This window comes from Mesorhizobium sp. M0306 (genome assembly GCF_040321655.1).
Lineage (GTDB): Bacteria > Pseudomonadota > Alphaproteobacteria > Rhizobiales > Rhizobiaceae > Mesorhizobium.
Genome location: NZ_JAMYRY010000002.1, coordinates 50,501 through 62,994, shown reverse-complemented (window position 1 = coordinate 62,994; position 12,494 = coordinate 50,501). Strand labels below are relative to the sequence as shown.

At 63.6% G+C, this 12,494-nt stretch carries 15 protein-coding genes and 1 pseudogene; 9 read left to right on the top strand and 7 right to left on the bottom strand.

Annotation, left to right across the window (positions count from 1 at the left end; all coding sequences use genetic code 11):
• The first annotated feature begins 87 nt into the window (after positions 1-87).
• Complete coding sequence (locus NKI95_RS05200; RefSeq protein WP_023674726.1) at positions 88-408, top strand: DUF1476 domain-containing protein; 321 nt, start codon at positions 88-90, stop codon at positions 406-408.
• A 120-nt stretch (positions 409-528) separates the two neighbouring features.
• On the top strand, positions 529-1,302 hold the full coding sequence (locus NKI95_RS05195) for an HpcH/HpaI aldolase family protein (protein ID WP_352714683.1): 774 nt from the start codon (positions 529-531) through the stop codon (positions 1,300-1,302).
• On the opposite strand, the gene NKI95_RS05190 is transcribed toward NKI95_RS05195, so the two are convergent.
• Entirely contained in the window at positions 1,299-1,847 is a 549-nt protein-coding gene (locus tag NKI95_RS05190; RefSeq protein ID WP_352715211.1) for an RBBP9/YdeN family alpha/beta hydrolase, read from the bottom strand. The genes NKI95_RS05195 and NKI95_RS05190 overlap by 4 nt on opposite strands.
• A gap of 271 nt (positions 1,848-2,118) precedes the next feature.
• On the opposite strand from NKI95_RS05190, the gene NKI95_RS05185 reads away from it, so the two are divergent.
• Positions 2,119-2,931: a VOC family protein gene (locus NKI95_RS05185; protein ID WP_352714681.1), complete on the top strand. Its 813-nt coding sequence runs from the start codon at positions 2,119-2,121 to the stop codon at positions 2,929-2,931.
• 1 nt (position 2,932) lies between these two features.
• Here NKI95_RS05185 and NKI95_RS05180 read toward each other — a convergent pair whose 3' ends face one another.
• The 4 genes from NKI95_RS05180 to NKI95_RS05165 are packed head-to-tail and all read right to left on the bottom strand — an operon-like array spanning position 2,933 to position 6,109.
• Positions 2,933-3,505 carry an RBBP9/YdeN family alpha/beta hydrolase gene (locus NKI95_RS05180; RefSeq protein ID WP_352714679.1) on the bottom strand — a complete coding sequence of 191 codons (573 nt, stop codon included), beginning with the start codon at positions 3,503-3,505 and terminating at the stop codon, positions 2,933-2,935.
• Positions 3,505-4,812 carry an adenylosuccinate lyase gene (gene purB, locus NKI95_RS05175; RefSeq protein WP_352714677.1) on the bottom strand — a complete coding sequence of 436 codons (1,308 nt, stop codon included), beginning with the start codon at positions 4,810-4,812 and terminating at the stop codon, positions 3,505-3,507. Before purB ends, NKI95_RS05180 begins: the two co-directional genes overlap by 1 nt.
• Positions 4,813-4,871: 59 nt before the next feature.
• On the bottom strand, positions 4,872-5,372 hold the full coding sequence (locus NKI95_RS05170; RefSeq protein WP_352714675.1) for a hypothetical protein: 501 nt from the start codon (positions 5,370-5,372) through the stop codon (positions 4,872-4,874).
• Between the two features lie 11 nt (positions 5,373-5,383).
• Entirely contained in the window at positions 5,384-6,109 is a 726-nt protein-coding gene (locus NKI95_RS05165; protein ID WP_352714673.1) for a DUF2259 domain-containing protein, read from the bottom strand.
• A gap of 247 nt (positions 6,110-6,356) precedes the next feature.
• Here NKI95_RS05165 and NKI95_RS05160 point away from each other — a divergent pair, with 247 nt between their 5' ends.
• Positions 6,357-6,611: a DUF2171 domain-containing protein gene (locus NKI95_RS05160; RefSeq protein WP_023674734.1), complete on the top strand. Its 255-nt coding sequence runs from the start codon at positions 6,357-6,359 to the stop codon at positions 6,609-6,611.
• 47 nt (positions 6,612-6,658) lie between these two features.
• On the opposite strand, the gene NKI95_RS05155 is transcribed toward NKI95_RS05160, so the two are convergent.
• Positions 6,659-7,678: a P1 family peptidase gene (locus tag NKI95_RS05155; RefSeq protein ID WP_352715208.1), complete on the bottom strand. Its 1,020-nt coding sequence runs from the start codon at positions 7,676-7,678 to the stop codon at positions 6,659-6,661.
• Between the two features lie 14 nt (positions 7,679-7,692).
• Complete coding sequence (locus NKI95_RS05150; protein WP_352714671.1) at positions 7,693-8,766, bottom strand: branched-chain amino acid ABC transporter substrate-binding protein; 1,074 nt, start codon at positions 8,764-8,766, stop codon at positions 7,693-7,695.
• A gap of 179 nt (positions 8,767-8,945) precedes the next feature.
• On the opposite strand from NKI95_RS05150, the gene NKI95_RS05145 reads away from it, so the two are divergent.
• The 5 genes and pseudogenes from NKI95_RS05145 to NKI95_RS05125 all read left to right on the top strand — a co-directional run bounded on the left by NKI95_RS05145 (position 8,946) and on the right by NKI95_RS05125 (position 12,452).
• Positions 8,946-9,440, top strand: a complete 495-nt coding sequence (locus tag NKI95_RS05145) for a flavin reductase (protein ID WP_352467274.1) — start codon at positions 8,946-8,948, stop codon at positions 9,438-9,440.
• Positions 9,441-9,529: 89 nt separating this feature from the next.
• Positions 9,530-9,770 (top strand): annotated as a pseudogene (locus NKI95_RS05140) (VWA domain-containing protein); the annotation flags it as partial.
• A gap of 25 nt (positions 9,771-9,795) precedes the next feature.
• Positions 9,796-10,134 carry an XdhC family protein gene (locus NKI95_RS05135; RefSeq protein ID WP_352714669.1) on the top strand — a complete coding sequence of 113 codons (339 nt, stop codon included), beginning with the start codon at positions 9,796-9,798 and terminating at the stop codon, positions 10,132-10,134.
• Between the two features lie 6 nt (positions 10,135-10,140).
• Positions 10,141-10,845, top strand: coding sequence for an XdhC family protein (locus NKI95_RS05130; RefSeq protein ID WP_352714667.1), 705 nt, complete (start codon positions 10,141-10,143; stop codon positions 10,843-10,845).
• Positions 10,842-12,452, top strand: a complete 1,611-nt coding sequence (locus NKI95_RS05125) for an NTP transferase domain-containing protein (protein ID WP_352714665.1) — start codon at positions 10,842-10,844, stop codon at positions 12,450-12,452. Before NKI95_RS05130 ends, NKI95_RS05125 begins: the two co-directional genes overlap by 4 nt.
• The last annotated feature ends 42 nt before the right edge of the window (positions 12,453-12,494 follow it).

Genomic DNA, 12,494 nt, shown 5'->3' with positions numbered 1-12,494 from the left:
GTAGCATATTGACCGGCCGGCGCCCTTTTGGTTTGTGCTCCGGCAACACATATTGGCACAACGAATCGGATTTCACGGAGGGATGCCATGAGCAGCATGAAAGACCGCGAAGAGGGCTTTGAGCGCAAATTCGCATTCGACGAGGAACTTCGGTTCAAGGCTGCGGCACGCCGCAACAGAGCGCTCGGCCTGTGGGCTGCCGAAAAGCTCGGCAAGTCAGGCGCCGATGCCGACGCCTATGCCAGGGAAGTGGTCGTCAGCGACATCGAGGAAGCAGGCGATCACGACGTTTTCCGCAAGATACGCAAGGATTTCGATGCAGCCGGCATCGACCAGTCGGACCATCAGATCCGCCGCACCATGGATGAATTGATGGCGCAGGCGATCGAGCAGATCAAGAACACCTGATCCTTCCGCTCGTTCCGATCGCATTCTGGACCAATCGACCGCCCGGCCTAGCCGGGCGGTTTTTCTTTGCCTTTGCGGTCATTTCCGGCTGAATTGCTGCAACCAAAGAGGAAATCGCCAATGTCCCTGAAGTCACGCCTTGCGGCCGACGAGACGCTGTTCACTGCATGGTCCGGCGTGCCGGATGCCTTGACGGTCGAGATACTGGCCAGACAAGGGTTCGACGCGGTTACGCTCGACATGCAGCATGGTGGCCATCACGAGGACAGCGTGCTGCGCGGGCTTGTGCCGGTGCTGGCCGCCAACAAGCCGGCTTTGGTGCGCATTCCGGTCGGCCGCTTCGACATGGCCAGCCGTGCGCTTGACTTCGGCGCCGAGGCGGTGATCGCCCCGATGGTGAATTCGGTGGCGGACGCAAAGCTGTTTGCCGCCGCCATGAAATACCCGCCGCTAGGCGAGCGCTCCTGGGGCCCCACCTATGCCTTTCCGCGCCATGGCAAGGGCGATTATGCCGACTGGCTGCGCGACAGCAACCAGCGCACCATGGCGTTCGCCATGGTCGAAACGCGCGCCGCGCTTGATGCACTCGATGGCATCCTCGACACGCCGGGCATCGACGGTATCTTCCTGGGCCCTTCGGATTTCTCGATCGCCTGGTCGAAGGGCACCACCGTCAGTTCGACGCTGGAGAGCATGATGGAGACCGTCGCCTCGATCGCCGAGCGCACCCGCAAAGCCGGCAAGCATGCGGCGATCTATGTGATGGAACCGGCCATCGCCGGTCGCGTGGTGTCGATGGGTTACCGGCTGCTGGCGATGGGTTCCGAGCATTCGCTGATTTCGCTTGGGGCAAAGACCCTGCTGAACAGCGTCAGGGATTCGATCGCTTCCTAAAGATCCGTCAGGAATTTCGCGAACGTCATCGAGCCTTCGGGCCAAGGGCCAAAGCCGGAATCTGCGTTGAGATGGCCGGCATCGCCGGCGTCGATGAACAGCGACCCCCAAGCCGCGGCAATGTCCTCGGCGACGCCGAAGGCGCAGAACGGGTCGTTGCGGCTGGCGATCACCACCGACGGAAACGGCAGCGGGTCGCGCGGATAGGGGCCGAAGGTCATCAGGTGCCTGGGCTTTATCTTTGGATTGGCGACATCGGGCGGCGCCACGAAAAAAGCGCCGGCGACCGGCCGCTCAAACCGAGGCAAGGCCTGGATGACCGCTGCGACGCCAAGCGAATGAGCGACGATGACGACCGGCCGCTCGGCCTCGTTAACCGCCTTGGCGACACCGGCCGTCCAATCCTCGCGCACCGGCTTCGACCATTCCGTCTGTTCGACGCGGCGCGCTGTCGACAGTTTCGACTGCCAGCGGCTCTGCCAATGATCGGGGCCGGAATTGGTGTAGCCCGGCACGATGAGAATATCTGCTTCCCTGACTTTCATGGCGCGCATGTAGCGAGAGGCGCTGTCGGGTGCAACCGGGTATGAACTCAACAGCGACACGCAAACGGCCTCTCACGAACCCGGTTCTGATCGCTATTGTGAACACCATGTTCGCTTCTTGCGCTCTTGTGTGAACGATCGCGATCGACGATCTGTCGCCGGGAAAGAATGGCTGTTCCGAGATTTTGGCACGGACACGGCGTAGAATGATTGATGGCGCCGGGTTCCTCTGTTGGAAGCTTGTCGAGCGCCGCCTGAACGGAGCACTTTGATGAGCGAACTGCCTTTTGCCGCGACGACCCCGGTCAGCGTTGCCCGCGTCGGCTTGCGGGCGCGCGATGCAGAAAATCTCGCTGCCTACTATCGCAAAGTCGTCGGTTTGCAGGAACTGAGCCGCGCCGGCGGCACGATTACGCTCGGCGCAGTCAATCGCCCTTTGCTCGACATCGAAGCGGATCCGGCCGCGAAACCCGATGACCCGCGCAGCGCCGGTCTTTTCCACACCGCCTTCCTGCTACCCAGCCGTGCCGATCTCGGCCGCTGGATCAACCACGCCATCGCCGGCAAGATCGGCATCGAGGGTGCATCCGATCATCTGGTCAGCGAGGCGCTTTATCTTACCGACCCGGAAGGCAACGGCATCGAGATCTATGCCGACCGCCGCCCGCAGGATTGGAAATGGAACGGCGACAAGATAGCGATGGCGACGGAGCGGCTGAACATTCCGTCGGTCGTTGCCGAGGTGCCGGCCGGCGACACCGGCTGGCAGGGCGCGCCGGAAAACAGCATTATCGGCCACGTCCATTTGCGGGTTGGCAGGCCGGAAGAAGCCGAAGCATGGTGGCATCAGGAGTTCGGTTTCGACACGGTGGCAAAGTACGGTGGCGCGGCGGTATTCCTGTCGTCCGGCGGCTATCATCACCACATTGGCGCAAATGCGTGGCAGAGCGCGGGCGCCGGTCGCCGCGATCCCGCCCGCTCCGGCCTGGCCTGGGTCGAGATGCGTTCGGACAATGCCGCAAGCGAGACCACCCGCGAGGATCCCTGGGGCACGGTGATAAGGACGGTTCCCGGTAAGGCGTAGGTTAGAGGTTTGCTTTTTCGAGCAAGCGGCCAAGCATGAGCAGGCCCGCTGGCCATAAGCCGAGGCCGGCCTCGTTCCCCATATGGCCAAGATCGCCGGCATCGGCGATATCCGCGCCCCAGGCGGCGGCAAAAACGGTCGCCTTGTCGAAGGTGACGCGTGGGTCGCTGCGGCTCGCCACCACCAATGTCGGGAAGGGCAGGCGCTTCAGCGGCATCGGCGCGAACGGGCGCACCGCGTCGAATGAGGGATCGGCATCCTCGACATTGGTCGCGGCAACCAGGAATGCCGCCGCGACCTTGTCGAGTTGGCTTTGACTGGCGCTAGCAGCCCACTTCACCGCCGTCGCCACCGCTAGCGAATGCGCAAGCAGCACGATGCGGCGCGGTGCGGCGGCCACCGCGGCATCTACCTGGCCGATCCAGTCTTCAGGCTTCGGCCGGTCCCACTCAGCCTGCAGCACGCGGCTCGAATTGGGGAACACCCGGCACCAATGCGACATCCAATGATCTGGCCCGGAATTGCCGCGCCCGGGCAGGGCAAGGAAATCGAAATCTCCGGCCGCCGAAATCATCAGGCTTCTCCAAACACTCGGCTGAAGATCGTATCGACGTGCTTGGTATGATAGCCCAAGTCGAATTTCTCGCGGATCTCGGCCTCGGGCAAGGCTGCGACAACGTCCTTGTCGGCCAGAAGTTCCTCAAGAAAATCAGCGCCTTGCTCCCATACCTTCATCGCATTGCGCTGCACCAGCCGGTAGGCGTCCTCGCGCGAAACGCCGGCTTGCGTCAGCGCTAGCAGCACGCGCTGCGAATGCACAAGGCCGCGGAATTTGTTCATGTTCTTCAGCATGTTGTCGGGGTAGACGAGCAGTTTATCGACAACGCTGGTCAGCCGTGAGAGCGCGAAATCGAGCGTCACCGTCGCGTCGGGCCCGATCATGCGCTCGACCGAGGAATGCGAGATGTCGCGCTCGTGCCAGAGCGCCACATTCTCCATTGCCGGCAATGCGAAGGAGCGCACCATGCGGGCAAGGCCGGTGAGGTTCTCGGTCAGCACCGGGTTGCGCTTGTGCGGCATCGCCGACGAACCCTTCTGTCCGGGTGAAAAGTACTCTTCTGCCTCGAGCACCTCGGTGCGCTGCAGATGGCGCACCTCGATCGCCAGCCGCTCGATCGACGAGGCGATGACGCCGAGAGTGGCGAAGAACATCGCATGGCGGTCGCGCGGGATCACCTGCGTCGACACCGGCTCCGGTTTCAGTCCGAGTTTCTTGGCCACATATTCTTCGACATAGGGGTCGATATTGGCGAAGGTGCCGACCGCACCGGAGATGGCACAGGTGGCGATGTCCTCGCGTGCGTGCACCAGCCTCTCGCGGCAACGCGAGAATTCGGCATAGGCCTGCGCCAGCTTGACGCCGAAGGTGGTCGGCTCGGCATGGATGCCATGGCTGCGGCCGATTGTGATCGTGTCCTTGTGCTCGAAGGCGCGGCGCTTGAGCGCCGCAAGCAGCCCGTCAATGTCGGCCAGCAGGATGTCGCTGGCGCGGGTGAGCTGCACGGCAAAACAGGTGTCGAGAACGTCGGAGGATGTCATGCCCTGGTGGATGAAGCGGGCATCCGGCCCGACGAATTCGGCAAGATGGGTGAGAAAGGCGATGACATCGTGCTTGGTGACGCGCTCGATCTCGTCGATCGCCTCGACATCGAACTTCGCCGCCCCGCCTTTCTGCCAGATGGTCTTGGCGGCCTCCTTCGGGATGACGCCGAGCTCCGCCAATGCGTCGCACGCGTAGGCCTCGATCTCGAACCAGATGCGGAACCGGGTTTCGGGCGACCAGATGGCCACCATTTCCGGCCGGGAGTAGCGAGGGATCATCAGTCGGTCCTGACTTGCGAGAGCATTTGCCCGCGTCCTAACAGAGGCAGGCAAAATGCTCAACGTTGCTGGCGTGCAAACCAGACACTGGCGACAGCGAGCGCAATGAAACCGAGCGGAAAATACAGCCGGATGCCGAGGACGACGAACTGATAGAGTGCCGTCAACATCGTGAACACGAACTGGAAAACCCAGGTGATGGTGAACACGGGCGCATGCCATTGGACATAGTAGGAGCGGTATTGCAGCCCAAAGAGGCCGCCGGTGCAGGCGATCGTCGCTGCGAGAAGGCAGACGAAGGCGGCGGCGAGGGCGATCTCCCAGTGGCGTCCGAGCGAGACGAGCCGCGCCAGGAACAGCCCAATCGGGAAAGCGAGCGCACCGCCGGCAGCATAAAGCAGCGAGACGAAGCGGATCTTTGCCGGGGTCTCCCAATCGTACTGCAGCAGATTGAGCAGCGCGCTGGCGCCCATCGCTGTGGCCCACAGCAAGGCACCGGCAAATGCGGCGCGCAGCGACGGCAGAGCGCGGCGGAGACGGCGCAGAGCGCTATAGCGCATGGCGGGGAACGTCAAAGGCGACCGGTTACCGCGATCCAGCGATAGTCCGGCCCTTCGAAGCCGTATTGGCGCACCGCGATCAGCACGGCATAGGCGCTGAGGCTATCCAGCGAAAATGTCTGAACCGCGCCGATCTGGTAGCCATTCGGACAGCCTCTGCTTTGCGGGATCGATTTGTCCTCGTGGATAATCCTCGTCTGGCCGCCGTCCTTCGCCTCGATGCGCAGCAGGCGAAAGCCATTGATCTCGCCCTGGCTCTGGCAGCGTTCGGTGTCATTCATGCCGATCTGGTCGAGCCGGAACTCAAGCGGATCGTCGACCGGCGAAAAGATCGGGCGCGGATTGACCACCATCCGGAAGGGATCGGCAGAAAGCTCGGTCACCGGGTTGAGGCCGGCGGTGATGCCGCGATTTGCCGTCAGTTCCGCCTGACTGACGATCGCTTCGCCCTTTTGCCGGGCCTGCAGCCGCGCTGCGTCCACCGCGGCATTCTCGTCGTCGAGCCGGACATGGATCGGCGAACCCTTCAGGAAACTGTCGTCGGCCGTGTCGATATAATAGCGGTTCGCATAGGGAAATCCCGATCCGTCCTGGACGCCGTATTCCTCGAAGGCAAAGACCCCGCCATCACGGCTGAAGCCGAGGATCTCAAGCTCGGCGACATCGCCTGCGTGGGCGGCGGCCAAGGTTGCAAGCGGGGCAAGCAGGCAGACGGCAAACAGGGCAAGATTTCGCATGGGGCTTTCCATTCAGGCGGTCGACGCCGTTAAATTCCTATCACGATGCCGTCAAAAGATCGTGCTGACTGAAACACAAAGTCGATGCATCCAATCCGGCCGTCGTTTGTTATTGTCGGCAGCTTCACCGCATCGTGCCTTCCGAAAATCAGGATCGATTTTCGGAAGGCACGGTGCATTGATTAAAAATGTTTAGAGCGTCCTTTGCGCGTTCAAAAGGACGCGCGGCGCTATAAGGGAGACCCCCATGACAGATGCAGCCAAGATTCGCGAACGTATGGAAGTGATCGGCGCCGACGGCGTCCATGTCGGTACCGTCGACAAGGTTGACGGAGATCGTATCAAGCTGACCAAGCGCGACAGCGGCGAGGGCGCTCACAGGGGCCATCACCACTTCATTCCTCTCAGCCTTGTCGCCGAGGTCGAGGGCCAGAAGGTGCGGCTCTCAGCAAACTCGGATGTTGCGGTCACGTTCGAAGAAGAAAAATCCGAACCCACCTGATCATAAGTCCAGTCTGATTACGGCTCACCCGAATGAGCGTGGCGCGGTCAGCGCGACGACCAGACCGGGAACAGATCGCCCTCGGCCGGCGTCGCGGCAAAGACGCCGCGGCTGATGGCCCGCGCCATCGTGGCGCCGGCCGCGGCGTAGAGATCGATGGCATCGTTGGGTGCGAGCTCGATGCCGCTCTTGCCCGTTGCCAGCGCGAAGACCAGATCGCCGTCTGCGGGCGTGTGCGTCGGCCAGATGGCACGGACAAAGCCGTCATGCGCTGATATCGCCAGGCGTTTGGCGGCGGCCTTGGTGAGTACCGCATCGGTGGCGATCACGGCAATGGTCGTGTTGGCGCCGGTTTCCGCCTGCTCTCCGGCATGCCTGTCACGGAACTTCAGCAGGATCTTTCTGGCATCGTCAGGCATCGGGTGGGGATAGCCTAAGCCGCCGAACTCGTCGCCGATCTCGAACGGCGCCGCCCAGAAATGGCGGGTCCCGGCGACCGTCACCGAGCCGGTTGGGTTGACGGCGGCGAGCGCGCCGATGGTGACGCCGCTGTCCAGCACTGTCGAGGCCGAGCCGAGCCCGCCCTTCAGGCCGGAGCTCAAAGCCCCGCTACCTGCGCCGGCAGTGCCGAGCGCAAAGTCGATCGCGGCGGCTTGCGCGGCTTCGTAGCCAAGGTCACGGTAAGGCGGATACCGGTCCCAATCCTTGTCGCCGCCATTGCGCAGGTCGAACAGGATCGCCGCCGGCACGATCGGCACCCGAAAGCCGCCGACCTCGACGCCGATGCCTCTTTCGCGCAATGACGCCTGCACCCCCGACGCGGCGTCAAGGCCAAAAGCCGAGCCGCCCGAAAGCACCACGGCATGGATGGCGTGGATCGAATTGTGCGGCTCGAGCAGGTCGGTTTCGCGGGTGCCCGGCGCACCGCCCAGGATTTGCACGCCGGCGACGGCCGGTTCGTCGCAGACAACGGTGGTCACACCGGATTTCAGCTTGGCATTAGCCGCATTGCCGACACGCAGGCCGGCGACGTCGGTGATGAGATTGCGCGGACCCGTATGGAACATCCCTGTGCTGGACATCATTGGCTCTCCACCGGCACGAAACGGCCGCCGTCGAAACGGTAGGCGCGATAAGGATTTTGCGTCAGGTCACCTTTTTCGTCAAAGCGGATCGGTCCGATCGCCGTGGTGAAGTCGTGCGCGGTCAACACGTTGGCCAGCCTCTCGCCGGAGCTTTGCGTCAATGCTGAGGCCGCCTTGGCGATCTCGACCGCGGCATAGGCGGGCAGCGTGTAACCTTCCGGCACGATGTTTTGTCCGGCAAAGCTTTGCAGCACCTTGGGGTCGGCGACATCGGCCCATTCGGGCGGCGCGATCATCAGCGTGCCGGCGGCATAAGGCGCGTCGCCGAGCGGCGCCCGCAACGCTTCGCCGCCGGCAAACACCATGCCGGTGTCGAGCTGGCCGGCATCGCGGCCCATAATGGCGACATCATCGCCGTCGCCGCCGGCAAAGACATGCGTTGCGCCGGCTTTCTTCAGCCGGCCGATCAGGCCGATCTGGTTGTCGAGCTGCGGCCGGAACGTGTCGACGAACACCGGCTTCAGAGCCGCCTGCTCGGCGGCTGCCCGAAACGTCTCGGCCATTTCGCGGCCGTAGATGGTGCCATCGTCGACGACGGCGAACAGCTCGTTCTGCCATAGGCGGGTGAGGATGGCTGCGACGGCATTGCGCTCGTCGTCGCCGCGCGGCCCGAGACGATAGATCGGCCATCCCGTCTTGGCGCGCCGGTCGGTCAGGCTTTCCGTGCGGACGCCGACGGTGATCACCGGGATGCCAGCGTCCTTCAGGATCGGCAGCGCCGCCTCGATTGCGTCGGTGCAGAGAAAACCGACGGCGACATTGACTTTCGCCGCGGCGAATTCCCTCGCTGCGGCGGCGCCACCATCGGCCGTGCAGGCGTCATCGATCGTCCTGATCTCGGTACCGTCAGCTTCAGCCGCCATTTTCGCGCCTGCCTCGATCTGTTTGCCGAGCATAGCCGACGGCCCCGACAAAGGTGCCGCGACGCCGACCAGCAGCGTCTCGGCATTTGCACTGCAGGCGACCGAGAGCCAGGCCAGCACCGCTATCGTGGTTGTCCAAGGTCGCATGCGAGCGAAGAATTCCTCCGCGCCGATCGCGTGTTTTGCCGGCGCCAATGCCGTCAAGACCTAAAGGCTGGCCAGCTTTGGCGCAACACGGGAATTCGGGATATAGCTCAAGCACTTCGCTTGTGGCATGCAATATCCCGCCATATATAACGGTTGGTTCTGACTAGTGGAAATCATCGGTGCTGAAGAAGAATGACATCGGGCCGCAGGCCTACCGCGACGCGATGGCCCATTTTGCCGGCCATGTACATGTAGTCACCACCGATGGCCCCGCCGGCAGGCGCGGCGCGACGGTGATCGCGGCCTGCTCGGTGTCGGACACGCCGCCGACCATCCTGGTTTGCCTCAATCGTGAAAATTCCAAGAACGAGCCGTTCGTGGAAAACGGCAAATTTGCCCTGAACACGCTGGCTTCGGATCAGGAGCCGCTGTCGATCGGCTTTTCCGGCATTACCGGCCTACCGGTCGAGGAGCGTTTCGCGCTGGCCGAATGGGATGTGATCTCGACCGGTTCACCGACGTTGAAGGGCGCCCTTGCCGTCTTCGACTGCGAGTTGGTCGACACCAAGGATCTGGCCACGCACCGTGTGCTTTTTGGCAACGTGACAGGTTTGCGCATCGGCGATAATTTGCGGCCACTGATCTATCACAACCGCGGCTATCACGCTCTGTAGAGGCTTTAGATGGCCGCGCCCACGGAGACAGAATGACCGAGTTGAAACAGTGTCCGGCGCCGCGGACGATCGACGAGACGCCTGTCGGAGAAATGGAACGGCTGCATAAATCCTGCCGGCGGCCGATCTGGTTGAACCCGCTGCTGCGCTTCGACGGCTTCGAGGCGCGTGCCCGCGGCGTCAAGGCGATGCTGCCGCATGTCGACGAATTCCGTTCGGTGCACAATCTCGATGCGCTCGCCGATCTCTGTGCGTCGCTGGATAAAAAATTCGGTCCGTTCGGTCGACCCGCGCAGATGGATCGAGGCTGGTGCGAAGCGCGTGGCATAACCACATGTCTCCCTGGGAGAAAATCATGGAACACAGCATCTATCTCGATGAGGCCCGCGACCCGCTGATCATCGCGGAGAGCTGGATGAAGGACGGCAAGGATGTCGCCATCGCCACCGTGGTCGAAACCTGGGGTTCGGCACCGCGTCCCGTCGGCAGCCACCTGGTCATCGACGCCGAAGGCAATTTCCATGGCTCCGTCTCGGGCGGCTGCGTCGAAGGCGCCGTGGTGACCGAGGCGGTCGATGTTATCGATAGCGGCAAGGCGAAGATGCTGGAGTTCGGGGTCGCCGACGAAACCGCCTGGCAGGTCGGCCTGTCCTGCGGCGGCCGCATCAAGGTCTATGTCGAAAGGCTGGGCTGATTCTCGATGGATCCTTACGCGCTGAAGACACTCAACGCCGAACGCCGCGCACGCCGCGCGGCGATCCTGGTCACCGACCTCGGCGACGGCCGCGACCGTGTCGTGCGCGAGGGCGACCGGGTAGCCGGCGAACTCGGGGCGGCCATCGCCAAGGCATTTCGCACGGGCAATTCCGGTTCGGTCGAAGCTGAGGGGCGGACGTTCTTCCTCAACGCACATCTGCCGCAGCCGCGCCTGGTGGTGATCGGCGCCGTCCACATCAGCCAGGCGCTGGCACCGATGGCCAGGATCGCCGGCTATCCTGTCGAGATCATCGATCCGCGCACGGCCTTTGCCACGTCCGACCGCTTTCCCGACATCGCGCTGCATGCCGAATGGCCGGAGGATGTGCTGAAGCGTCAGCCGCTCGATAGCTATACGGCGCTGGCTGCTCTCACCCACGATCCGAAGATCGACGATTTCGCGCTGAAGGCGGCGCTCGACGCCGGCTGCTTCTATGTCGGCGCGCTCGGCAGCCGCAAGACCCACACCAAACGTGTGGAACGCCTGCTGGCTTCGGGGGCGACCGCCGACCAGATCGCTCGCATTCATGCCCCGATCGGCCTCGACATCGGCGCCGCCAGCCCGGCCGAGATCGCCGTCGCGGTCTTGGCGCAAGCGATCCACGCCTTTCGCTCCCGCGGCCTCGAATCCAAAGGCGCGGTCGCGTGAAATTTGGTCCCGTTGCGATCGATGCGGCCGAAGGGGCAGTGCTTGCGCACGCCACCACAGCCGGAGAGCGCCGCTTCCGCAAGGCGCACAGGCTAAGCGCCGAGGATTTGTCCCTGTTGAAGGCCGCTGGCATTTCCGAGGTCGTCGCGGCGGTGTTGGCGCCCGATGATCTTAGCGAGGATGCGGCCGCCGAAAAGATCGCCGCATGTATGGTCCACCGCAACATCGAGGCGAAGCCCGCCGCGACCGGCAGGGTCAACCTCCACGCGCACGCTGCCGGCATGTTCACCGTCGACGCGGCGATGATCGACGCTATCAACGCTGTTGATCCGACGATCACCATCGCCACGCTCGCGCAGCATGCGCCGGTCGAAAAAGGTCAGATGGTAGCAACGGTGAAGATCATTCCGTTTGCGGTCGCCTCCGCTTTGGTCGATGCGGTGGCAAGGATCTGCGCCGGCGGCGAGATCTTTGCCGTCAACGCCTATCAGCCGGTGCGCGTCGGCGTCATCCAGACGGTGCTGCCCGGCATCAAACCCAGCGTGCTCGATAAGACGCTGCGCGTCACCGAAGCACGCCTGGCGCGTTCGGGCGGCAGGCTGACGGCGGAGCGTCGAACGCCGCATGAAATTATTCCCGTCGCCGAGGCTGCGGCCTCGCTGATCCGTGACAACGATATGGTGGTTATCTTCGGCGCCTCGGCGATGGCCGATTTTGGCGACGTCGTTCCCGCTGCCATCGAAAAGGCAGGCGGCACTGTCATCCGCGCCGGTATGCCGGTCGATCCCGGCAATCTGCTGGTGCTAGGCACTCTAGGCGGCAAGCGCATCATCGGTGCGCCAGGCTGCGCCCGCAGCCCCAAGGAGAACGGCTTCGACTGGGTGCTCGACCGGCTGATCGCCGGTCTCGACGTGACCGCCAGGGATATTGCCGGCATGGGTGTCGGCGGGCTGTTGATGGAAATTTCGACGCGGCCGCAGCCGCGCGAGCCATTGCCGGCCAAAGCCGAACCAAAGGTCGAGATCGTGCTTCTGGCCGCCGGTCGCTCCAGCCGCATGGGCGGGCCGAACAAGCTCTTGGCGCTCTTCGACGGCAAGCCGCTGGTCCGTCGCACTGCCGAACGCGCGATCGCTTCGAAAGCCGCGGCCACCATCGTCGTCACCGGCCACCAGCGCGAGCGCGTGCGCGATGCACTGTCGGGCATGGATGTGACCTTCGCGGACAATCCGGATTTCGCCGAGGGCCTGTCTTCGTCGCTGAAGGCAGGCATCGCAAAGATTTCCGGAGACGCCACCGGCGCCATGATCGTCCTCGGCGATATGCCCGGCGTCGCCTCGGCCGACCTCGACAGGCTGATCGAGGCGTTCCGCAAGTCCGAATGGCGATCGGTGGTGCGCGCCTCCCATGATGGCCGGCGCGGCAACCCGGTGGTGCTGCCGCGCTCGCTGTTCGCCGCGATCGCTCACCTCGGAGGCGATACCGGTGCCCGCCATCTGGTCGAGGCCGAAGGGCTCGACGTCATCGATGTCGAGATCGGCGAAGGGGCAGCCGTCGATGTCGACACGCCCGAGGCGCTGGAAAGCGCCGGCGGCGTGCTGCAGGATTGACAAACCAAAGCCGAAAAACGCATGGCTGCGGGATGGCCTTTC